18 protein-coding genes and 4 pseudogenes are annotated in these 23,641 nt (G+C 31.1%); 3 read left to right on the forward strand and 19 right to left on the reverse strand.

Translation table 11 applies throughout. From position 1 onward, the window contains the following. Positions 1 to 7: 7 nt before the first annotated feature. The 6 genes and pseudogenes from KA893_RS07460 to KA893_RS07485 form a co-directional block, all read right to left on the reverse strand. Positions 8 to 1,507, reverse strand: a complete 1,500-nt coding sequence (locus KA893_RS07460; RefSeq protein ID WP_002483583.1) for an NAD-dependent epimerase/dehydratase family protein — start codon at positions 1,505 to 1,507, stop codon at positions 8 to 10. A 446-nt stretch (positions 1,508 to 1,953) separates the two neighbouring features. Continuing rightward, positions 1,954 to 2,339: pseudogene (isaB, locus tag KA893_RS07465) on the reverse strand (immunodominant staphylococcal antigen IsaB family protein); the annotation flags it as partial. Positions 2,340 to 2,653: 314 nt separating this feature from the next. Beyond that, entirely contained in the window at positions 2,654 to 3,019 is a 366-nt protein-coding gene (locus tag KA893_RS07470) for a DoxX family protein (RefSeq protein WP_037538703.1), read from the reverse strand. 9 nt (positions 3,020 to 3,028) lie between these two features. After that, positions 3,029 to 4,033: an NADP-dependent oxidoreductase gene (locus KA893_RS07475; protein ID WP_194375879.1), complete on the reverse strand. Its 1,005-nt coding sequence runs from the start codon at positions 4,031 to 4,033 to the stop codon at positions 3,029 to 3,031. 3 nt (positions 4,034 to 4,036) lie between these two features. Beyond that, complete coding sequence (locus KA893_RS07480; RefSeq protein WP_002483587.1) at positions 4,037 to 4,702, reverse strand: SDR family oxidoreductase; 666 nt, start codon at positions 4,700 to 4,702, stop codon at positions 4,037 to 4,039. Between the two features lie 21 nt (positions 4,703 to 4,723). Further along, positions 4,724 to 5,407, reverse strand: coding sequence for a type 1 glutamine amidotransferase domain-containing protein (locus tag KA893_RS07485; RefSeq protein ID WP_002483588.1), 684 nt, complete (start codon positions 5,405 to 5,407; stop codon positions 4,724 to 4,726). 77 nt (positions 5,408 to 5,484) lie between these two features. On the opposite strand from KA893_RS07485, the gene KA893_RS07490 reads away from it, so the two are divergent. After that, positions 5,485 to 5,832, forward strand: a complete 348-nt coding sequence (locus tag KA893_RS07490) for a MerR family transcriptional regulator (protein ID WP_037538708.1) — start codon at positions 5,485 to 5,487, stop codon at positions 5,830 to 5,832. A 487-nt stretch (positions 5,833 to 6,319) separates the two neighbouring features. Here KA893_RS07490 and KA893_RS07495 read toward each other — a convergent pair whose 3' ends face one another. Further along, positions 6,320 to 6,505 (reverse strand): hypothetical protein, encoded by a 186-nt coding sequence (locus tag KA893_RS07495; protein ID WP_041080245.1) that lies wholly within the window; start codon positions 6,503 to 6,505, stop codon positions 6,320 to 6,322. A 695-nt stretch (positions 6,506 to 7,200) separates the two neighbouring features. Here KA893_RS07495 and lip point away from each other — a divergent pair. Further along, positions 7,201 to 9,462, forward strand: a pseudogene (gene lip / locus KA893_RS07500) (YSIRK-targeted triacylglycerol lipase). A 214-nt stretch (positions 9,463 to 9,676) separates the two neighbouring features. On the opposite strand, the pseudogene KA893_RS07505 reads toward lip, so the two are convergent. From KA893_RS07505 to KA893_RS07540, 8 genes and pseudogenes are all read right to left on the reverse strand, one after another. Then, positions 9,677 to 10,250, reverse strand: a pseudogene (locus KA893_RS07505) (DUF5906 domain-containing protein); the annotation flags it as partial. Continuing rightward, positions 10,250 to 10,618 (reverse strand): phage major tail tube protein, encoded by a 369-nt coding sequence (locus tag KA893_RS07510; protein ID WP_041080249.1) that lies wholly within the window; start codon positions 10,616 to 10,618, stop codon positions 10,250 to 10,252. The gene KA893_RS07510 and the pseudogene KA893_RS07505, both read right to left, overlap by 1 nt. Next, positions 10,611 to 11,105, reverse strand: a pseudogene (locus KA893_RS14160) (DUF6038 family protein); the annotation flags it as partial. The pseudogene KA893_RS14160 and the gene KA893_RS07510, both read right to left, overlap by 8 nt. A 179-nt stretch (positions 11,106 to 11,284) precedes the next feature. Continuing rightward, complete coding sequence (locus KA893_RS07520) at positions 11,285 to 11,503, reverse strand: hypothetical protein (protein WP_194375880.1); 219 nt, start codon at positions 11,501 to 11,503, stop codon at positions 11,285 to 11,287. Next, the gene (locus tag KA893_RS07525; protein ID WP_194375881.1) at positions 11,487 to 11,951 is read right to left on the reverse strand and encodes a hypothetical protein; all 465 of its coding nucleotides are present in this window, start codon (positions 11,949 to 11,951) and stop codon (positions 11,487 to 11,489) included. Before KA893_RS07525 ends, KA893_RS07520 begins: the two co-directional genes overlap by 17 nt. Before the next feature lie 36 nt (positions 11,952 to 11,987). After that, the gene (locus KA893_RS07530) at positions 11,988 to 12,692 is read right to left on the reverse strand and encodes an SIR2 family protein (RefSeq protein ID WP_069838137.1); all 705 of its coding nucleotides are present in this window, start codon (positions 12,690 to 12,692) and stop codon (positions 11,988 to 11,990) included. A gap of 381 nt (positions 12,693 to 13,073) precedes the next feature. Beyond that, entirely contained in the window at positions 13,074 to 13,529 is a 456-nt protein-coding gene (locus tag KA893_RS07535; RefSeq protein WP_002483600.1) for a MarR family winged helix-turn-helix transcriptional regulator, read from the reverse strand. A gap of 85 nt (positions 13,530 to 13,614) precedes the next feature. Then, on the reverse strand, positions 13,615 to 16,470 hold the full coding sequence (locus tag KA893_RS07540) for a YhgE/Pip domain-containing protein (RefSeq protein WP_210125651.1): 2,856 nt from the start codon (positions 16,468 to 16,470) through the stop codon (positions 13,615 to 13,617). A 218-nt stretch (positions 16,471 to 16,688) separates the two neighbouring features. Here KA893_RS07540 and KA893_RS07545 point away from each other — a divergent pair, with 218 nt between their 5' ends. Further along, positions 16,689 to 18,806 carry an amidase domain-containing protein gene (locus tag KA893_RS07545; RefSeq protein WP_115347142.1) on the forward strand — a complete coding sequence of 706 codons (2,118 nt, stop codon included), beginning with the start codon at positions 16,689 to 16,691 and terminating at the stop codon, positions 18,804 to 18,806. A gap of 183 nt (positions 18,807 to 18,989) precedes the next feature. Here KA893_RS07545 and KA893_RS07550 read toward each other — a convergent pair whose 3' ends face one another. From KA893_RS07550 to KA893_RS07560, 4 genes are all read right to left on the reverse strand, one after another. Beyond that, positions 18,990 to 20,936: a GA module-containing protein gene (locus KA893_RS07550; RefSeq protein WP_194375883.1), complete on the reverse strand. Its 1,947-nt coding sequence runs from the start codon at positions 20,934 to 20,936 to the stop codon at positions 18,990 to 18,992. 203 nt (positions 20,937 to 21,139) lie between these two features. Then, a complete protein-coding gene (locus tag KA893_RS14165; RefSeq protein ID WP_232334974.1) occupies positions 21,140 to 21,784 on the reverse strand; it encodes a hypothetical protein in 645 nt (214 codons plus the stop codon). Positions 21,785 to 21,811: 27 nt separating this feature from the next. Next, complete coding sequence (locus KA893_RS14005; RefSeq protein WP_228481153.1) at positions 21,812 to 22,144, reverse strand: PDDEXK family nuclease; 333 nt, start codon at positions 22,142 to 22,144, stop codon at positions 21,812 to 21,814. A 92-nt stretch (positions 22,145 to 22,236) separates the two neighbouring features. Further along, complete coding sequence (locus KA893_RS07560; RefSeq protein WP_115347140.1) at positions 22,237 to 23,229, reverse strand: HNH endonuclease; 993 nt, start codon at positions 23,227 to 23,229, stop codon at positions 22,237 to 22,239. Between the last annotated feature and the right edge of the window lie 412 nt (positions 23,230 to 23,641).

Here is a 23,641-nt window from a genome sequence, read left to right on the forward strand (position 1 = left end):
TTAGCCGTTACAATTCGGCATTGGACATGTTATTTTTTCTAGCTAAATACTTTTTCAATCCATATACTTTCAAAACAATTGCACCTGTAATAACAATTGGCAAAATAAACTTCTTCATATTAAAGTATTCTCCTTTATTAGTTTTTTGGCTATTAATCTTGAATTTAAAAAGATTCATTACACTTTTATGAACTTTTGCTTGGGTATACTTATATACCCACCAAGGTAACGTCGGTTCATATTCTTGTAACGCTATGATACATGCGTCACTATTAGGTAATCTTCTAAACTCTAATCTCGCATTACCACCATCTGAATCTAAAGCGAAATCTCCACCAACAATTCGATATAAAATTCTCTCGTTATTAGAAGCTTTAAAATCTTTACTTAATAATAATAAGTCCTTATTTAAACACGGCACACTAATCGTAAAGTTATCTTCGTTAAAATCACTATTAACGACATTTAATGTAATTCTATTTAAAAAATTTGCATATGATTCTGCCAATTGAATCATATTTACATCTTTAGGTAAGACTACCCTTGATATTGCTCTAACATCTTTAATATCGCCCTTACGTGATGACTTCCCTTTCTTTTGTGTCTTAGTTTCTTCTTCCAAGGCATTACGCACACTTTCCTTATAATCAATCTTGCCTATAGAAATGTCCTTCACAATATTTTCATCATTTCTAATCATATCATGAATTAAGCTATCCATTAACGGATAGACCATTTCTTTTGGAACCCCTGAAATAAGTTTCACCCAATATTTACTTAGCCAAATGGGAATAATAGGCAAATCTATCGTAGGTAATCGTTTATCTAGTACCTCTGCAGTTTGCTTGAATAGATCTTTATAAGTCATATGACTAGGTCCACCAATATCTATCGATTCGTTCTCATTTGGATTACGCTCTACAATTTTATATAAACCGTCAATCACGTCGTCTATTGCAACTGGCAATGTTGTATTATAAGCCCATTTTGGCAGTAACAGGCCAGGTAATCTATCCACTAATTTTTTTAATATAGGGTAAGAACTTCCTTTAGAGCCTATAATCAAACCCGCTCTTAAAGTACTTACTGGTACACCATATGATCCTAAAATCTGTTCGCACTCTAAACGGCTTCTTAAATGTGGTGATAATTCACTTGTATTAGGTATCAAACCACTCATAAATACAATATGCTGAACTTTGTTATAACTTGCGGCTTTAGCAAAATTATCAGCTAATAATGCATCCATATCTTCAAAGCTCGCCTGCGTCAACTTAGCTGAAGGCATCATAGAATGGACAAGATATATAGCGATATCAATATCCTCCATTACCTCAGTGATTTCATTTAAATCAAACAAGTCAGCTGCCTTCCAAGTAACATTGTGTTCATTTGATTTATTTTCTATATTTCTAGAAATAGCTATAATTTCATAGTTATCTTTTAATTTATTCATTAAGTGACTACCGATATATCCCGAAGCGCCTGTTAATAATATTTTTTTCATATATTTAGCCTCCAAATAGAAAAAGATGAGCAGGTAAACTTTACCTCAGCTCATCTTTAACTTAACGAGCTCACTTGCTCATTATCTTAATTGACAAGAGCTCCAAGTCTCTTATTTAAAATTATACCCTTCTTAAAGCTTTTCAATCTTTATTTATAATAATTAATCAATAAATTTATCAAACCACAAGAATTTGACTAAAAAAGGAATAATCTTACTTGCTTTAATGATGTCACTAGTATAAAAAATTCTTTATCTTTTCCTGTATAATCTGGAATTCGTACCATATTTGCTTTGGTACTATATAATCACTTTCGATTTAATATATATCTTGATATTATTGAAAAGTATTTGAGCAATTTAAGTTTATTTTTACAATGTATCTACTACAACTTTATATTTTAAAAGTCATCATTTCCAATTTTATACATATATTCTTTGGCTCAGGCTGATGTAGATGTATACTTTGCTTCACCGTAATGATTCAATAATTATTTTTGCTCACTGACTTACCGTCTAATAAGAAGAAAACACCATTCGTTTTATGATTAGAAACCCCGTAATATGTTGGATCGTGTAAATCTTTATTATTTTTAGCTAATGCATTTTTAGTAATCTTGTGATTATTAATCTTGAAGTTATCAGCTTTTTGAGATGTTTTAAAATTCTTATCTAGAATAAAATTACTTTGATTTGCTGTATAACCACTGTAACTATAATAAGGTTTCACAGATTCTTGCGCATGTGCTTGAGTGATATTAAATAATTCGGGCGTTACGAAAAATCCCAAAACTAAACTACTAGCTAAAATAAAGTTAGAAACTTTTTTCATAAAAACCCTCCTCATATTTGTCTTACAGGTCACGTTATTATATTAATGTTACAATGTTGCGATAGTATCACATGATAAAATACATTTTTTATTTCTTCTTACACTCATACACGCAAATTAACTTATGCTTTTCTTAATTTAGAAGCTTATCACTATAGAAAAATTGAAAAGTAAATGTCTGATATGAGCTTATTTAAACAAAGAGCACATAAGCGTTGTCAAGAGAATCATTTGATATACGTCGATTTTAAGTGTAAATATTAAAAAATCGCCTGGAACAAAAAGTAATGTTCCAGGCGTGGCTATGATAAGTCTTATAATAGTTTCGCAAGTGCGACCATGACAAATTGTAATGGTAAACGAAGGACATGCTGCTTAACACTATCCGTTTCATCTCTTTCATCTTTGTAAGAGATGTTCTTACGTGCAGCGTAAATATTTGCAGGAAATACGAGCCAAAGGAATCCTTGTACTACTTTTCTTACGCGTGATCTATTTTTAGCACCGAGTACATAAAAAGCAATTATAAATTCTAATATGCCCGAATACTTAACTATTGCGTGTTTGAAAGGTAAATAGGACGGCACGATTTTTAAAAACATATCTTTATTTTTAAAGTGTGCAACACCACTTTTATAAAACAGTAAACTAAATATGAATCTTACTATGATATTTTTCATAGTCTTCCCCTATTCTTCAGCGACTTTGACAACTTGTTTACCAAAATTCTCTCCTGTGAATAACTTTCTAAATGCAGAAGGTAAATTGTCAAAACCTTCATCTATCGTCACTTCAAATTTAATTTTACCTTCAGACACCCATTGTGCGAGTTGTTCGCTTGCTTCTTTAAAATGATCAGCGAATTGTGCTACTACAAAACCTTGCATCAATGCTTGATTTTTAATCAACGTTCCTTGGATACGTGGTCCAATATCGTCTTTTTCATTATTATATGCTGAAATTGCACCACATACCGGAACGCGTGCAAATCGATTTAAGTGTTTAAACACTTCATCAGAAATTGCGCCGCCTACATTTTCAAAATACACATCAATACCATCTGGTACAGCCGCTTCGAGTTGCTGTGCGAAATCATCTTGTTTATAGTCAATGGCCGCATCAAATCCTAATTCATCTGTTAAATATGTTGTTTTCTGCTTACCACCAGCAATACCGACAACTTTTGCGCCTTTAATCTTAGCAATTTGTCCTACGACAGAGCCTACTGCACCTGATGCAGCTGACACGACAACCGTCTCGCCAGATTGTGGTTGACCAATTTGAAGCAATCCTGTATAGGCCGTCATTCCCGGCATGCCTAAAACACTCAAATATAAATGTAATGGTACATCTTTTGATGGCACAGGGGTCACATCGTCTCCATTCACTGTATTTATCTTTTTCCATGGTAATATGCCTGTGACATAATCGCCGACAGATAGACGTTCATCGTTCGATTGTGTGACTTTTCCAACAATATGACCTTGTAATGGCTCATTCACTTGGAAAGGTTGAACATAACTTTTTGTATCATTCATTCTGCCTCTCATGTAAGGATCTACAGATACATAAATGGATTCTACTTGAACCTCACCTGCATGTGGTTCTCGAGTTTCTATTGTTTCAAATCCAAATACATCGTCTTGAGGGATACTTTGTGGTCGTTTTGCAAGTACAACTTGTTGATTATTCATTTATTATTCCTCCAGATATTTAGTCGTAGCGTCTGATAATGACAAATCACCATTGATGATTTGGAATTCGTGACCTTTTAATGCTTCATCAGTTAACACAGAAACAAGCACTTCTGCTACATCTTCTCTTGTAATAGACGGATTTTGTACATTTTCAAATTGCGCACTCATATTGAATTGTTGCGTTTCATGATCGTTAGTTAATGCGCCTGGATGCACGATGGTATATTTTAAATTTGAATGTCTTAAGTAGTCATCCGCATAATGTTTTGCAATGGTATATGGTTTCAAGTCGCCTGACGCATCAAACGCTTCTCGACGTGAGTCGTACGTTGATACCATAACAAAGTGTTGACGACCGACGTGTTCACTTGCTTTAATTGCTTTCACTGCACCGTCTAAATCTACTATGATTGTTTGATCGTCACCTGTGCTTCCACCAGAACCGACGGAAAAAAGGATTTGATCATACGGTTTAAATAATTCTATTAATTCATCAATAGATTGTTTTGCAACATCAATGTAAGTTGCATCAATACCATCTGCTTTTAAAACTTCAACTTGTTCTTCTTTTCTAACACCGGCAGTAAAGTCAACGTTTCGTGCTTTGAGTTTGCGTACGAGATGTTGACCGACGCCACCATTAGCGCCAATAATTAATGATTTCATGTGTATCGCTCCTTTATGAAATTATTGATTAGCTAAGATTTTTAAAGCACGTTCAGCAACAGCATGTCCTGATTGAGGATTTTGACCAGTCACAATGCGACCATCTACGACTGCGAAATTGCTCCAGTCATCCTCTTTTTTAAAATGTGCACCGTTACTAATAAATTCGTCTTCTAATAAATATGGCATGTATTCAGTTGTACCATTTGCTTGTTCTTCACTATTTGTAAAACCAGTCACGTCTTTATGACGAACGAGGTAATCGCCATTTTCTTTAATGTCGAGTAGACCAGCCGCACCATGACATACAGAAGAGAGAACGCCTTGGTTATTGTAAATACTTAACGCAATGTCGTTAAGTTCTTTGTTATTTCTAAAATCCCAAATCGCACCATGTCCACCTGCAAAGTAAATGGCTTGATAGTCGCTAGAATTAACCTCTTTTGGAGATAAAGTTTGTCCAAATTTGTTCATATAATCATGATCCGTATAGTATTCCCAGTCCTCAGCTCGCATCATTTCAGGGCTAAGACTGACAGGATCAAGAGGCACATATCCACCATTCGGACTTACGAAATCAACATCATAACCTGCGTCATAGAAATCTTTCGCAAAGTGCGTAACCTCTGAGAACCACGCACCCGTAGGTCTGTCTAAATTATCGTATTTCGCAATGTTTGTTACAACAATTAAAGCTTTTTTCATTGTATTTCCTCCTCATTCATGTTTATATAGAGTACAATATCAGTTAAACCTTGGTTTAAGAGAAAGGATATGCTTACATGAAACAATATTACATTGAATATGTCTCAGATTATTGCAATATACCTAAAAGCAAACTGCGTTATTACGAGAAAAAGAATATCTTGAAACACATCGACAGAGATAGCAATAACAAGCGTTTATACACAGACGACGATATCGAAATGATTAAATTTATCCAGTGCCTAAGCAATTTGAATATGCCATTAAAAGAAATCCGAAAAAACACAGACATGCTTTATCAAAACCAAACAGATGTCCCAAGCGTGTTACGCGCACACCTAGAATTCTTGAATGAACAACGGAATTTGATCAGTAAACATATCGACTTAATTGAACAAGAAATACAAACTGCCATGACCGAGTGACGAAGGAAAAGGGCGATAGGTGGATAGGCAAAGCTGGAATGAGTCAGAAAATTGCGTCGGGTGGATAAGCTAGAATAGAATGAGTGGGCGATGGATGGATAGACTAAAACGGTTATAATATACCTTATACCTAAAATTACAGAGTACTAAAACTATCTTATCTGCCATCTCTTGACGCGTTCCCCTTGTTAGTGGTTTAGCTAAAAAATCTCATTAAGTAAATGAATTTATATTATTAAAATTGTATAATAGATAAAATCACTGTACTTCTAATTAAATATAGCTAATTCATTTTGTTATCATTATATTTTTTTATTCATCATTACCTATATTAGTAAAAAACCACCTTTTTTCTCAACGAATTATTATAATTTTCTTGTATTCTTTTTAAGTATTGTCTATATGTGAATTCAATGTTCTGTTTGTTTTCATATTAATTGGTAACAAATCTAAAAAATTTATTAATATCTTGATAAAGCGTACTAATTTAATATTCAAACATCAACATTACTTTTTCTATTTCTTCTTTATATTTAAGAAATCCATTGAACATTTCATGCAAATGGTCATTTAAACTATCTGCGTTAAGCGTGAAATATGCTTTTCTTGTATATATGGCAGTTATAATAGCTGCAACACATGCAAAAATTGCAATAATAATCGAATTCAACAAAAACTAGGCGATTTAGCCTCTATAAATTCAGAGAATTAGTAGCCTAGAACCATTGTATTTTTATTAAATTCCCATTCTTAGGATTCACCGCCATCCGTTTATACAGAAAATATTACAAATCTTTAGTTTATATAAAGCGTACAAAAGACATTTCGATTAAGGCTAATCATACCGTCTTTTTACTTATGATTATTTTTAATTCGATGATGTTAATGTTTTGATTATTCAAATGTTACTTGGGAAAGGGAGACGTATTACGCTACCTCGTTCGCTTAAAATTTGGATTTACATTTGAAAACATAAAAATAACGATTTTCAAAAAGCAGACTATTTCATTAGTTTTCCGTTCTTTTTGTTTTATCATTTATTTACAAATTTTAACTCTATATGCTTTTAAAGCGTATATTTACTTATAAAATTGTGACAAAATATTGACAGCGCTTTCATTTAGAGCTACTCTATATTTAAATTCCCTCACCAACGGTAATTTATAAGTCTCGTATGTAACTTCTTTTTACATAGAAATTTTTTATAATTGTAAGCGCTTCCTAAAAATATCGATTTAAGAAAGGGTGATTGTTTTGGAAAATGTTAAAGCAGTATTTAGTAAGTTCTTTGGATTTATACCCCGTGCAATTATCAACATTTTTATCTAATTTATATATTTAAATAACTAATTAATAGAGGTGCTATTCATGAAAAATAGAGAAAACAGATACAGTATTCGTAAATTCAGTGTAGGTGCATCATCCATTTTAGTAGCGACATTGCTATTTATGGGAGGTGGCGGCGGTGCTGCACAGGCAACAGAAACACATCAGAAAGTGGGTACTTCTGAATCAACTTTAGCGCAATCTACTGGTGATAATCAAAAACAAGCTGATGAACAGGAAACACAACAAAACAAAGTTCAATCTAACGAACAAACAGCCTCTACATCGCAGTCAGTAACTAATGAAAATGAAAAACAACAAAATTTACATAATGAAAATACACCTTCAACTTCAGTTAATGATGACACGAATAAATCATACACTAATGAAGAAACAACAAACCGCCTAACTGATCAAACTACAAAAAATTAATCAACTGAAGCTACAGAAGCATCAACTACAGAAACACATTCCGATAACTCTCAATCAGCCTTAACTAGAGAGGATTCACCTTCTCTTGAAAAACAAGAAACGACTAAAAGCACACTTCAAAAAGACACAGAAACTTCAGATAAAAAAGATAACACAACAGAAACAACTACAAATGTAAATCCCACAGCAGAGAAAGCGACTAATCAAGAACTTTCAATAACACCAACTACTACTGATGAATCAAAAACACTATCTACAAAAGATAATACATCAAAAATAACTGACAATCATTCATCAGAAAAGATTCAATCAGAGCCAACCGAAGAAACTTTACAATCCACGTCATCAAAAGCTGAAGATAATTCAAATGTAAATCACGATTCAACAAAAAATGATAATAATGATGTAGAAACACTGTCTACTGAAAAAAACAATGGTATCATAAATACAAATGCAGCAAAACAAACAATACCAACTAAACAATCAATAGATTCCACTACATCTAAAGAGAATACTTTAAATATTAAAAAGGGAACTATCTCAATCAATGATGCAGCAAATGAAACTGTTGGAAATAAAGGTGCTAAAGATCAAAAAGACTCACCAGCAGAATTAGAGATGTTAGCTAACAATACAGTAGCCACGACAAATAATACGTCTCAACAACAAGGTACGACGGAAACAAAAGACCAAACAAACAAACCTGCTAAGCAAGGTCAATACAAAAATCAAGATCCAATTATTCTTGTTCATGGTTTTAATGGATTTACTGACGATATTAATCCTAGCATTTTATCACATTATTGGGGTGGAGATAAATTAAACATTCGTCAAGACTTGGAACAAAATGGTTATAATGCTTATGAAGCAAGCATTAGTGCGTTTGGTAGTAACTATGACCGTGCAGTTGAACTTTATTCCTATATTAAAGGTGGTACTGTAGATTATGGTGCTGCACATGCAGAAAGATATGGACATGAACGCTACGGTAAAACATACGAAGGTGTTTATAAAGATTGGCAACCTGGCCAAAAAGTACATCTAGTCGGTCATAGTATGGGAGGACAAACTGTCCGTCAATTAGAAGAATTATTAAGAAATGGTAGTCAAGAAGAAATTGAATATCAAAAAGCACATGGTGGTGATATTTCTCCTTTACTACAAGGTGGTCAAGATAATATGGTTTCTTCAATTACCACATTAGGTACACCACACAACGGTACACACGCCTCTGATAAATTGGGTAATGAGGCCATTGTTCGTCAAATTGCGTTTGATCTAGGTAAAAAACTTGGTAATAAATACTCTCGTGTAGACTTCGGTCTATCTCAATGGGGTTTAAAACAACAACCTGGAGAATCTTATTTATCATACCTTTCACGAGCTAAAACTTCTAAACTATGGCAAACAAAAGATAATGCTTTTTACGATTTAACACGCGATGGTGCCACAGATCTTAACCGTAAAACATCACTCAATCCTAATATCGTTTACAAAACGTATACAGGTGAAGCAACACACTCTACATTATCGGGTAAATATAAAGCGGACTATAATCTTTTCTTACCATTCACAGCTACTGCAAATGTCATTGGTAAAGCTACTGAAAAAGAATGGAGAGAAAATGATGGCTTAGTTTCTGTTATTTCATCCCAGCATCCTTTCAATCAAGCTTACACAGAAGCAACAGATACAAATCAAAAAGGTATTTGGCAAGTAACATCTACAAAACATAACTGGGATCATGTCGATTTTGTAGGACAAGATAGTAAAGATACAAAACGTACACGTGAAGAATTACAACAATTTTGGTACGATTTAGCCGATGATTTAGTTCAAAGTGAAACGCTCACTCAAACTCAAAAAGCTTAGTCTTTAATAGGTATTTAGAGAAAGGTGGTTAATCTAATGTCTGGTGATATCTTTCAATTATTTAGTTCTCTTTTCAGAGTAGTTAAAGCATTATTTTTCTAATTTAATATAAGCAAAACCCCCTTCAAATGAGAGAAAAATCATTTCCTTTGGAGGGGTTTTTCATTGTGAAAAAGTATGTATTACATTGTCTATGGTTAAGTAATATTGGATTCAAATTTAATCGTGTCTTAGGGAATATTTTTGTATCATTTTCAACCACTTTAAATGTCTTTAGATTAAACATGTTTCTCCCACAGTCAATATAATCTTTATCCCCATTGAGTTCTTCTGTATCTGAGGGTTTTTGCAATCCATCTACGACATTTCTTAGAATGCTTAATGAAGGCTTATAATCTACAAGCAATACTTATATCATTTTAGATATCATGCCTTGTAATTCATCTCCATTTATCTTTTGCCACCCGTTAGCTTTGAAAACAAACCGTTCTGAATTAAAGCGTTTGATATGAAAAACCTTTATCATCATTTCTATGAGTACGGTGTCATTGGGTTTCTTCTTAATATCAAAAATAGCTATAGATGTTAGGTCGATAATCCGTATCTTTTGGGATATTAAGTCGTAACTGATCGATAAGTTCGTTATACACAATTTCACCTTGAGCCGTTTCTTCTATTTCATTGTCATTATTAACAGAAATAGTTAGGATAGCAATCAGACCTTGACGGTCAATTGCCTCCTTAGCCACACTTATTATTTTAGTTAACATTTCGAATATACTGTTCATTATAATATTCGTCGAGTTTCATTTAATAGTGCTACATCGTGTACATAATAATTACCATTATATTGATCAATATGGATTAAATGCTTTCCGTCAATGTAAGATTCATACGTTTTGTAACCCACGCTATAGTTACTATAACGTTTAAGCCAATCATTGAATGACACCTGATTTGTGCTCGCTTGTGTTGAAATATTATGATTCGTATATACAATTTGATTGTTCACTTTAATTTTATATGTGAATTGGTGTTTTACTTCATTTGAAAAATCTGTTTGGATCACAGAATGTAACGTAGCTACATATATATTATTTTCTTTAAGTGGTGTAATACTTGGAATGTGTAGGCTTTGTCCTCTATCATTATTCATGGTCAACACCTCCTATTTCTTCCAATGTCACATGCGCAAATTCACCATTGAACAATTGGTTAGCTGTATCTTTCATTAGTTGGGCAACATCCTGTGCAGTCTCTTTATCATCACATTCAATCATAATCGCATCGTGTATGGGTACGATAATTTTGAACGCTTTTTGTGCATGTATATGTAACCTTAATGGTTTAAATTCAATTTTATCTATATCATTCTTAATACTTTTAATAAAATTTGCATATTGGGTAATATCTATGTTCTCTATCGCCCCTTTTCTTAACCTAACATCTTCATCCATTATTGCATTAGGTAACTTATCGTCTGACATATTATTCAATAAGACGCATAATATATCAAAAGCTATACCATTAAAATTATATGCAGCTCTTTCACTTTCTCCAGGGTTTTTTTGAAATTTTTTCATATCAATCTTATAAATATCGACTAGTTTATCAATTCTTTTCTGTAACTGCGCCTTATTTTTAAGACCTAAGGCTTTCTCAGATCTTTTTTTGTATACATTTTTTGAATGCTTTCTCTAAAGTCGCTACTATTACACATTATCCATTACTCCATTTGAACTATATTTTTTCAAATCATATGCACACAATAATTTTTTGTATGATGTATTATTTTTATTTTCGAATTCAAGTAGATGTTTTTTTAATCTTCTAAAACAATATTACCTTTTATTACATTATACACAAGAACATTTTCTTCTTTACTTGGTGTTATGTATTCACTGTCGCTTATTTCTTCTATTGTAAAACAAGCTATTTTAAAGCAATCTTCTAAATTTTCTAATATGTTTTTAATTTTTTCGTTTTGTTGTTTTTTAAATTTTTCTATATTATTAATTTTAGGATTAATTTTGTAAAACAATAAATTGGGAAAAATTGATTTTTTGAATTATTTGCTTATTAATTACATCAAGAATTTGTTTGTTCTCTTCTTCTTCTATCTGAAAATATTTTTGCATAAGTTCTGGTACAATTTGAAACTCATATTTAATCGTTTTTGAAGTTCCAATAGCTAGTATTTTTTCACTATTATTTAAATCATCTATATCTTCTGTTATTTCAACTCTAGTTTTACCACCTTTATAAATATCTTTAACAACATTCTGAACCTTACGTATATCCAAGGCAGAAACTGATAGTTCTAAATTGCCTAATGCTTTATATATACTACTATAATCTTCAGTTTTAATTTTATTAATTCTAATAACTTTGTTATTTTCTAGTTGAATATCGTGTTCCACAACCTCTTTATTTTTAGAACCTTCGTCAAACTCTACCAGTAAAAAGTTACTTCTAATTCTTTCAGACAAATCACTATTTATATATACATATTTATAAATAGTTTCTTAAATATCTCTTATGTTTTCATCGTTTATGCTATAACCCAGAAAAATAATTGGATTATGAATAAATAAAGATAATAACTGTGCTCTAATTAGTTCATAACTAGTATTGAATTTATTGTAATCTTCACTAGTTAATACAATTTTATTTGGTTGACTTATGCAGCCATGTATTTTATAAACTGATCCATAAGGATTACTTAATAATATTTGATTACCAATTAAAGGATTAAATTCGAATAAGTTTTCTATCAATTTATCATAGTTAGTAGTAACAATTGATCCAATATTCTTTCTAGCCTTTTTCATATGAATAAATTCATCTTCAAAATTGATTTTAAAATCTAGTTTCTTAAATAATTTTGATATATAAATTTTAAACCTACTAATATTTATTCCTTTTTCCATTAAATTATAATACTCATCATTGATTTCTTTGAAGTCACCTTCCCTTTCATTTTTTAAAGTTTCATTGAATAAATTTTCTATCTTTTCTCCTAATGCTGGAAAATCATAAGAAGCGTCTTCTTTTTGACATTCATCTTTATAATCATAAAATATTTCTTTATTTCCAGTTAACTGATAACAGATATGTTGCAGTAGATTTTCCCAACTATAGCTATTATTTAAGTACCTTAAGCTTAATCCAGTACCTATAAATAATACCCGATGATTTAAATACCCTTTAATGAACTCTTCTATTTTCAAAATTATACTTCTTTTCTTTTTGTTATGAACAAATTATTTTTTAGTTTTATTTGTGATAGGCTTCTGCTTATCGATTTATGATGCGGTTTTTGGTTAATAAATAGCCGGTTTCAATATGAAACCGGCTAAACAAATTTTATGATTTTTATATATTGGGATAGTAACTACAATAATCTTTTAGCAATATGAACAGTAATTTTAGGATGAATGAATTAACTGATAGCAATCTACATGTATAATACAAATATGTAGCGGTTGGTTTCTTATAATAAATGACTCAATGTTCTTACTAATATAATTACGATTAATAAACGTTAAATTTTTATTTTTTTAAATATCTAAGTTACAGCGGATACTTTAATTTAGTGAAATTAACTTACTCTAGTAGTACTTTTTTAAAAATGTCTTTTCAAAATTCATGAGCTGATACATAAATTTTTCAAAATCTTCTCTAACAAAACAGCTTAATAAAAGTAATTTTATTTCTTTTGTTAAGTTGTTTTTTATTTCTTTTAATAAGCGTTCTCCATTATGCGTCAAACTCACTAATTTAGTACGTTTATCATTAGAATAAACTCGTTGCACATAACCTTTGTATTCTAACTTCTTAACACGTTTTGATGCAGCTGTCTTATAAGTACGTTGCTTATTTGCTAAGTCGTTAATCGATACTTTTTCATTATGCTGAATAAAATACATTGTTTCTATTTGTTCATAAGATAAGTAACGACCTGGTTCCAATTCTTTAACCATGTTAGTAATTGCTTTATTAATATTCGCTGTAGCATCATAGAATTGGTTAATTATTATTTCTAAGTTTCCCTCTTTATGCTCCATATTAACCTTCCTTACTAAACTATCGTTTTTCAACCATCATTGATTTTTTAAAAATTAAATATTACTTATTATAAGCATAATAACTTTATTCCATTACATCACTTTCTTCAGCTTTTTCAGTTGCTTTTCTCATCAGTGGATCAGTAATTGGTTTAAAGATAACACCAATTAATAAAAATCCTATACCAAATAATGAAAGTATTACTAATTTTTTAGTTAAAATTTCAGGTACAGGTCCTCCAACCGCTTCTCTTAAAGCATCTATTGAATAAGAGAAAGGTAAATAAGGGTGAATGACTTGGAAGAACTCTGGTGTAACTTGGATAGGGAAGGTTCCTCCACCACCTGCTATTTGTAGTACAAGGAAGATGATTGCAATTGCTTTCCCTGGATTTCCTAACAATGACACTAAAGTATATACAATTGAAATAAATACAAGTGATGAGAATACTGATATAGCAATAAACCATACAACAGATTCAACTTGCGCTTTCAGTATCATTATATCTCCAATTGATACGATGAGTGCTTGGATAATACCCAACGTGTAGAACAACCCACTCTTTCCTAGATAAATTTCTCTTGTCGTTAGATGTGGCTCTAATGATTTATGTTTATTATCTGTCGTTAATAAACTTACTAGTAATAAAGCTCCTACCCATATTGCTAATGCTGTGTAAAATGGTGTGCTTGCTGAACCGTAGTCTTTCACAGGAAATATATCTTTTTGATCTATATTAATTGGATTTGCGATTACATTAGCTTGTTTTTTCAAATCATTTTTCAATAGGTCTACCATTTTATCCACTGCATCGTCGTCTTCAATCTCATCAAATAGTTTGTTCGCTTTAGCCAGATCTTTTTCAACATCTGGTAATTGATTACGTGCAAAATCTGCCAAATTGTGCAATCTTTCTTTTGCACGTGGTTGATTTGTATCTAAAATATCTACCAAATTATCATAGCGATTAAACAGTGTAGGTATTGTATTGTTCACAGTTGCTGTTGTATCAGATAACTGTTGTTCTAAACCTGGCAAGTCATTTTCAATAAATGATGCTGCGTTAGAAACACTTTGTTTAAATTGTGGATAATAATTTTGAGCAATAGACATTGCATCCATATATCTTTGCTCAATGACTGGTAGTGCACTTTGAATCGTCTCAATTCTATCCTTACCAGTAGTTAAAATACTTTCTCCTGAATTTATAACTTGATCAATTGTGTTTAATTTCGATTGAACAGTTGATAGTTTTATATCGCCGTCATCTAATAATGACATCACATCATTAGATACATCTAATAATTTTTGGTTTAGTTCTGACTTAATATAGTTTCTTAAATCATCTAAGCTACTATTCACGCGTGGAATTTCTTTAAGTAATTCTACTGCTTCTTCTTTACCAGAACTTCCATTCGAAAGTGCTTCACTAAGTTGATTTTGTGTCTTAATTAAATTATTAATTCTATTATTTGCTGATTCTAATTCCTTAATCTCATCAGAAAGATCTACCTTTTCTCTATCTTCAAGCTCTGATAATATATCTATAAACTTTTGATTGGACTTACTTGTTACTTCAAGCCTAGATTTAATATTATCTAAAGTTTCTTTGAAATCTTTTGGCTTATCTGTAGATATAATACCGTAAGTGACATTTTTTAGCGCATTAATATCTTCTTGACTACTTTCCGCTTGTTTGTCGGTATAATTGGATAAAGATAATAATGATTTTGATAGTGAAGCTTCCATTGCGCTTACATCTTCACTACTTATTGCTGTTCCATTTTGATTATTTCCAGCATTGTCGCTATTACTATTACTATTACTTATTTGCGAAGTTTTAATATTTGAATAACTATCTGACCCTTTAGAACTTTGCTGCTCAGTTTCAACATTTTCTTGTAATCGATTATTAGCATTTTGATTTGCTTCTTGTGCATTATCAACGACTTCTTGATAGCCTTCGACACGCTGTTGCACTGCAGGTAAATATCCTTGCGCTTCATTCAGGCCTTGTAACCCTGCGTCAACCCCTGCGCTTGCAAGGTCTACACCACGATTAATTTTTGGAAAAGCTTCTGGTACATCATTAGATGCAACATTCAAGGCATTTTCAATATTTGGCATGTAGTCATTTAATGCCAATATCAATTTAGCTCGCTCATTTAATGTCGGAATGGCCGCATTAACTTGGTTTAATTTATCTGCAGCATCTATAACTTCACCTTTATGATTTCCTAACGCTCTAAATTCATCAGCATAATTGTCAATCTCATCCTGATTTTCATCTAAATATATTATTTTATCAGCAAAATCATTAATTTTAGGTATAGAATCATTAGCTTTAGATACTGCATCTTCAATTTTATTTATGGTTGGAATTTCTTCCTCAAGTTTCACGCCAAGTCGATTTGCTTCATCTAATAATGCTTTTGTTACTGTCTCATTAAATTGTTCATTTGCTTTTTGAACAATGGCACTCGTCCCTGCATTTGTCATTTTAGGCGCAATCGCATTAAGTTTTTGATTCACTTTGTATTCTACATCTGCTTGCTGTGGGTTTTTTCGAAGTGTGCCGGTAATTTGGTGTGTAAACTTCTCTGGTATGTAAATGGCCGCGTAATAATCGCCCATCTTCAAATCATGATCGGCTTTTTTTCGACTTACAAATTGCCAATCAAAGTTATCATCTTTCTTTAGTTTATTGGTAATTTTATTGCCCACGTTCACATTTTTATCTTTAACTGTATCTCCCTTATCCTCATTTACAACAGCCACTTTAATATTTTTAGTATTACCGTATGGATCCCATGTCGCTTCTAAGTTAAACCAAGCATAAAAAGAAGGAAGAAGTGCTAAACCTCCTAAAATCACTAAAACAGCAGGCGTCTTAGCAATCTTTTTCAAATCCATTACAAATAATTTTATTGCGTTCTTCATTTATACACCTCTAAAACTGTATCTATTGATTTTTCTTACATAAATTTAAAATTACTATTTGTTAATTTCATATAAGTTGATATACTGAATGCATTAACAAAGTCTATCCATTTTATAGTTGATACGAATCAACTAAATCTAAGTCTGTTTACAGTGTACCAAGACAAACCATAGTTTGTACATAGCAAAATAATATATTTTAGAAAAGAGGTATTTTCATGAAGCAACAAAAATTATTAGTCTGTTTGCTTTCAACTTCTTTACTTATTCCATCATTTTCTATCAACGATGTTAGTGCCGAATCTTTAGAAAAAAGTGCCACAACTTCTGAATCAAATGACGTGTATAAGGAAAAAGATGAGGAGCAAGCTAAGCAATCACATTCATCAAAAAATGGAAATGATGAAAAGAATAAAGCTAGTGATGAAAAGGAAAATAGTGAACGCAAGAGTAAGTTAAATAGTACAAAAGATGAAAGGACTACAGAAGATATTAATAATAAAAGACATAAAACTTCTGATAATGAATCATCCAACGAAAAAATACCGAGTTCATTTGAAAATTCATTTAATGATTCATCGTCTTATGATAGTTTGAATGTTTTCAAGCCAGAACCTTTTAAGAGTGACAATGATGGGCTATCTGAATTATTAAATCAACTGTTCTCTAATAATAAAATGAAACAAACTTCTACTATAGAGAATAACGATGTACAAAACGAGAAGAATGAGAGTAAAAATGATGATACATCTAGAGATCAAATAAATCCAAATACGACAAATTCGGATGATAGTGACGAATCAAATACTAACAATTTAGAAAAAAATAGTGATAAGGGTTCACTACAAGATGACATTGATGATGTACAGTCATCTGAGAAGTCAGAGAACGATGATATAGATAATAAGTCTGAATCAAACAAACTTCCAGTTGATAAAAATCAAAAAAAAGATGATGGTGAGTCAAAACAATCCTCCCAACAAGATCAATCTTATGAAGAAGCAAATAATGATGCTGATGATCTAGACAACAAAGATAATGACACACCTGCTACTGAAAACGATAATGCCAACAGTGATAACGAAAATGCTGATAAATCAGATACAAAATCTGACGATAAAGTATTAGATGCAATTTTAGACGAGTATAGTGAAAATGCTAAAAATAATAAAAAACAATATGATGCTAAAAAAGATGATTTATCAAATGGAAATAGTAAAAGTAAGGAAAATAATTCTGAGAAACAGGCATCTAATACAAATGCTAACCCTCAATTACCTTCTGAATCACAATTAGCTAAAAAAGAAAAGCCAGCTCAATCATTTGAAAACGACATAAACCAATCAAACATCAGATCTACTGCAATTTTCCAACAATTGCCAAATTTATCGGATGATAATAACAATTCTAACGATATAACAATTACTGAAAGTAAAAATACACGAGATTTTATTAAAACAGTTGCACAAGACGCTCACGACATAGGTCAAGATGAAGATATTTATGCATCTGTTATGATTGCCCAAGCCATATTAGAATCTGACTCAGGCACTAGCGATCTTGCTAGTTCACCACATTTCAATTTATTTGGAATAAAAGGAGCTTATGAAGGTCAGTCGGCTACATTTAATACACTCGAAGATAATGGCAACCATACGTTCCAAATTTCAGCAAACTTCCGTAGCTATCCAAGCAAAAAAGAATCATTGGAAGATTATGCCAATTTAATCAAACAGGGCATCGATGGTAATCAGGACATTTATAAACCAACATGGAAAAGTGAAGCTTATAGTTACCGTTCAGCAACAATGCATTTGGCTACCACATACGCGACTGATTCACAATACGCGGACAAATTAAATAGTATTATCAACCACTATGACTTAACACAGTTTGATAATAAAAAAATGCCTGATTTAGATAACTACAAAGCGAACAACGATGATTATGATTCAGCTTTCAAACCATTTTCAGAAACAACAAATGACTCTCCTTATCCTCATGGGCAATGTACATGGTATGTTTATAATCGCATGGCACAGTTCGACAAATATGTGAGTGGTGATTTAGGCGACGCACGAAACTGGAATAATCGAGCAGAAAGAAAAGATTATGCTGTTTCTTCAACACCAAAAGCACACACTGCCGTTGTATTTGAGGCAGGTCAACAAGGGGCAGACCAGATTTACGGTCATGTAGCTTTTGTAGAAAAAGTTAACGATGATGGTTCTATCGTTATATCAGAATCAAACATTAAAGGACTTGGTATCGTTTCTTACAGAACAATTGATGCAGATGCTGCAACTGAATTGAGTTACATTACAGGTAATAACTAGTATGTTTAAATATTCCCTTTATTTTATTTATTAAAGTGTTTAATTTAGCTTTTATTCATTCAAAATACAAATGCTCCATTCAAAGTCCCACTTACTAGTGTTCACTATGAATGGAGCATTTTAAATATACTATATGAATTAACTCATACTAAAATACAGTATGAGTTAATATTTACAATTTTTCTATTTATTTCGTTTGGTGAACCATATTAATCCACCACCTATAATGAAAAGTAGAATCCCTAATGGAATCGTTGATTTTTTTACTACTGTTCCTGTATCAGGTAAAGAAAAATCACCATTATTGTCAAATAAACCACTTAAAAAGCTACCCGAGGAATCACCTAGAGATAAAGCACGACCAGGCGAAGGATTAGATATATCCTTAATTCCATCTAATATACTGTTTCTATTGAATAAATCGTCAAATAGACTTGGTGTACCAAGTAATTTTGAATTTCCACTTAATTTTCGCATCTGTTCAGCTCTCTCTAACAAACTCCCATCAAATTTATTAGATAAACTTGGCGTATATTTTAATGGTTCAAACAAACCATGCATATCATCTTTAAATTTACTTATGTCTTTATCAGCCTTTAATAAATCATTCAACTCATTATTAATTCCCGATTTCATTAGATTTAATAAGTTATGCTTAGAATCTTCTTTTTTGGCAATAACGTCAGCAAGCGCTTTAGCTTTAGCATCATTTAATTTCGTAGCTAGCATTGTTTCTAAAGCTTTACGTTTATCATGAGATTGGTCCAATATATTTTCTAAAATATCATCACTTGTAACATTGTCCCCAAAATGATGTTTGATTAAAGCTACAATTTGTTCGTTACTCGGATTTTTACGCATTATTTCACCAACGATTTTTGATGTATCTATATGATCAAATTTAGTTAATAGAATTGTTTTAATAAGTTCTTGCTTATCAGATGTTTTATCAAACATAGATTTTAAAATATCATCACTCGTAGTAGTAGATAAGTTATCTAACTCACTAACAACTTGACTCGCGATTTGTTGATCTGTTTTACCTTTTGTATCTATACGTTCTAAAATAGATTGTGCACTCTTTTCATCAAAAGTACCACTAACAATATCTTTTACAGCTTGTTCTTTATTATTTACAGATTGTAAATGATTTACTACAACGTCATTTTGTTTTTTTAGACTTTGTTGCGTTTTTTCTATTTCCTTTTTCAATTTTTCTTTGTTTTTAGCAGATATTGAGTCTCGTTCAGAAAGCTTTGAATCCAATATCTTTAAATTATTTTCTTTATTTTCGACATAATAATCTAAATTATCTTTTACTTTTGAATGGTTTGTCGTAACTTTATCGATGTCTTTTTTAATTTCGTCTGATTGTTGCATTTGATTACTCTTAGTATTAGATGTATCTTTAAATGCTAAACCGTCTTGGTTGTTTTCTTTAACAGCGCCTTCGTCTTTTTCTGAAGCCGTATTTTTATTTTCTTCACTATCATTCATATCTGCTATATCTTTACTTTCTTCATTTAGTTTACCCATATCAACTAAATGAGATATTTCTTGCTTTGTATCTCTTTGATTTAAATTAGCATCAAACGTATTATCTTGCAGACCTTCTTGATCGAACAATTCATTACTATCTTGTTCTTCAATATGGTTAGACTTTTCTTTGACAGAAGAGGCTATATTTTTTTGACCATCTAACTCACTTTTTACACTTTCCTTATCTTCAGATACTTCCTTTTTGTCATTTTCAATTAAATGACTCTGCACTTTATTCTGTTCAATGATTTTATTATCAACCTTTTTTGCTTTCTTCAATATTGCTTCAACTTCTTCTGTACTTTTAGCTTTTATAATTTCATTAATAGAAGCATCTTTCTGACTATCTTTAATGTTTTTTAGTTTATCAATTTTCTCTTTACCTTCTTGAATGCGTTTTTCTAGCGTATTTTCACTATTAGAATGTGTCTCAATATTTAAATCAGCCTTATCTTTTGCTTCTACTGATGGTGTTGAAGTCACACTATATCCCATTAAAGAAGTGCTAATAATGAGGGCCACACTAGAAAATTTAAATTGATGATTTAATCTAGTTTTATTATTTAAATTATTATACCTTAACTTTTTCATTAAATTCACCTTTCTTCTAATTATTCATCCTCATTATATAGGTTATATAAATTTATTCAAATAGTAATATTGAAATACTATCTCATTTAAAGTAATAAATATTGTACAACTCAACTTTTAGCTTTATTTATTATAGGGTTCCCCTTTTTAGTGATATTGATAAAAAGCACTCAACATAATATTGTTAAGTGCTTAATTTTGAGTTAAATCATATTATTTTTTTCCATATATTCAATCCTTAATTGTGACAATGATTTATTAGTTTGTTCATGTATGGCTAAAATATAGGGTTTAACACTCGACCATCCCAATGCTTCTTTTACAAATAAGCTAAGTGATTTTTCCTCTTGACCATATTTAATTAGCCCATTTTCTAATACTGTACCTTTTATATCTGTATTTTTAGGTGTTATTATATCTCCAGGTTGAACTACTCCCCAAATAATCATTTCTTTAAGTCTTGGGAGACTTCTATTTTTTGCTTGTTTTCTGCTATTTAAAGTTTGTTTATCCTCTATGTCTATAAAATGTGCTTGATTTTTAGTTACCGGTAATATTTTTTCAGCATTAATTATAAAAGACCCATTGAATACATAAGGTATTAGTTTGTAACATTCTATTTGAACACCGTTCTCACTTAGCCAAGCTACTGCCGATAAAGTTTGAACATCAAAATCAGAAGCTACCAATATAATCCTTTGAGATTTATTAAAATTACCTAAACTTTTATTAACTTCTAAAAATTGAACTATTTTACGTTTGGCTAATTCATCGCTATTAAGATAAGTTAAATCTTTTGAAAATTCTTCTTCATGTTTATTTATATATTGGGCATAAATTTTGTTCACTGCATCAGAGATAGTTTCAATTGTTGCCTAACTAGCTGCATATCTAATAGCTTGAATTTCAAAGGCTTCTACTCTTTGTTTAATATCTTTTAAATCCCTTTTAATTTCAATAAGAACTATATTTCCATTTTGATCTAAAGCAGTTAAATCACTTCTGGCATTTTCTTTATTTTTTATTTGGTCTCCAATAATTAACAAAGATTCTTCTTCATCTGTAATTATCTCGATGTTTTGTCGTAACATCTCTTCTATATCTTTTTCTTGTATATTCATTTCTCCAAAGGTAACTGGTTCGATTTCCTCCAGATTATTCTGTGATAATAAATACATCCCTCGTATTCCCCCTTGAATAATTTTCATTATCATACTCTAAATTCATATAAATTACATGCATACAAAACATTTCAAGCTTTCGTAACATAATCTTTTGAATTTCTAAATAAACATTAGAATTATTTATAATATTCTGATAGCTGTTCTAAATTAATAGAAATACCATATTCTTGTAGCTGTTCCTGTCTATCAAGTAAGATTTTTTCTAATACTTCTTTTTTTTCATCATCTCTTCCATAATGAAGCAGGTTATGGCAATGACTACATAAAGACACAATATTTTCTTTAACGTCAAGACTTCTGTCGAAATCTCGATATTTACTGATTGGGATCAGGTGATGAGGTTCTGTATACTGATTGCCATTTTTTCTAGTAAACGTTCTATCATTTGTATTATATTCACACTTATAATCTGCTAATATCAAAGCTTCAACTGCCCGTTTAGGATTTCTTTTAGGTATGGTTCTTCCTGTAGATTTAGATACTATCGTCATTTGCGATTCAAAGCTGGACGTTTTTCTATCAACTTGAGTCTCATCTATGTTAGTCTCTAAATCATTGTTGATTAAATCTTTTTCCACTTGATTATATTCTGAATTTTTTTCATCTAAGATTTCACTCAATGCCCCTTTTAGATGCATCAACACTTCCGGATTCTTTTGTATCTCGATTGCTTTTTCAAGTAAAAATACAGCATGTTCTTCAGCTAAATTACACATGTATTGTTGTTTACCTCTACCATTCACAGTAAATGCACTGTCATCTTTATAATTATCAATTAGCCATTGCCTAAAATCTGCTGTATTTAAATCTTCGTCAAACGGATAATACTCTAATTTGACCATGTACCCTTCTTTATTCCATAAATCACCTGTTTCACTTTGATCAAACTCTCTTGGGCGATCAGCTATTTCATAATTATCCCTAGCAACACTTATGGCAACTACTTTGCCATTTTTATTATTTAGAATAAAATCACCTTTTTTAATTTTCTTCATGTTACTATATCCAGAATTCTTTTTTCCATTTTTAGTTAACTGAGGTGACCATACATAACCACCTTCTTTTTCTAATTCATATGTTACACCTTGGAAAACATAAAAAATAGCCATATATAAATCCCCTCTCTAATAGGCACTCATATCAATATATCTCACTTATTTCTTTTCTATATTAAAATACATAACTGTATTCTTTAGCGTGTAAATACAATTATAAGACATTAAATTCAGTTTTCATATATTAGATAGATACAATACTTAACTTTTATATAATAAAAATTAAAGTTATCAAATACAAAAAGAAAATATAATGTATTAATGTAGTGATAAAATGCATAGAGAAAGATTTAATTAGAAATTACACACTATATTTTGGCTTCAGCATGAACGATGGAATTTCAGAGTATGACACACATACTAATTCATGTTCGTATTTTGATTAAATATAACTAAAATGGTGGTACTATACAAGAAATAGATGGAATCCATTAATATTATATCAACACGTAGACAACCCCTACAC

Origin of the sequence: Staphylococcus sp. GDY8P126P (assembly GCF_017891965.1) — a bacterium.
GTDB lineage: Bacteria > Bacillota > Bacilli > Staphylococcales > Staphylococcaceae > Staphylococcus > Staphylococcus saprophyticus.

What these genes read in the sequence shown, in the direction of transcription:
- KA893_RS07545 (WP_115347142.1), top strand. Translation starts at nt 16,689, where the DNA reads ATGAAGCAACAAAAATTATTAGTCTGTTTGCTTTCAACTTCTTTACTT.
- KA893_RS07550 (WP_194375883.1), bottom strand. Translation starts at nt 20,936, where the DNA reads ATGAAAAAGTTAAGGTATAATAATTTAAATAATAAAACTAGATTAAAT.
- KA893_RS07560 (WP_115347140.1), bottom strand. Translation starts at nt 23,229, where the DNA reads ATGGCTATTTTTTATGTTTTCCAAGGTGTAACATATGAATTAGAAAAA.
- KA893_RS07490 (WP_037538708.1), top strand. Translation starts at nt 5,485, where the DNA reads ATGAAACAATATTACATTGAATATGTCTCAGATTATTGCAATATACCT.
- KA893_RS07480 (WP_002483587.1), bottom strand. Translation starts at nt 4,702, where the DNA reads ATGAAATCATTAATTATTGGCGCTAATGGTGGCGTCGGTCAACATCTC.
- KA893_RS07460 (WP_002483583.1), bottom strand. Translation starts at nt 1,507, where the DNA reads ATGAAAAAAATATTATTAACAGGCGCTTCGGGATATATCGGTAGTCAC.
- KA893_RS07470 (WP_037538703.1), bottom strand. Translation starts at nt 3,019, where the DNA reads ATGAAAAATATCATAGTAAGATTCATATTTAGTTTACTGTTTTATAAA.
- KA893_RS07485 (WP_002483588.1), bottom strand. Translation starts at nt 5,407, where the DNA reads ATGAAAAAAGCTTTAATTGTTGTAACAAACATTGCGAAATACGATAAT.
- KA893_RS07535 (WP_002483600.1), bottom strand. Translation starts at nt 13,529, where the DNA reads ATGGAGCATAAAGAGGGAAACTTAGAAATAATAATTAACCAATTCTAT.
- KA893_RS07475 (WP_194375879.1), bottom strand. Translation starts at nt 4,033, where the DNA reads ATGAATAATCAACAAGTTGTACTTGCAAAACGACCACAAAGTATCCCT.
- KA893_RS14005 (WP_228481153.1), bottom strand. Translation starts at nt 22,144, where the DNA reads ATGAAAATTATTCAAGGGGGAATACGAGGGATGTATTTATTATCACAG.
- KA893_RS07510 (WP_041080249.1), bottom strand. Translation starts at nt 10,618, where the DNA reads ATGAATAATGATAGAGGACAAAGCCTACACATTCCAAGTATTACACCA.
- KA893_RS07540 (WP_210125651.1), bottom strand. Translation starts at nt 16,470, where the DNA reads ATGAAGAACGCAATAAAATTATTTGTAATGGATTTGAAAAAGATTGCT.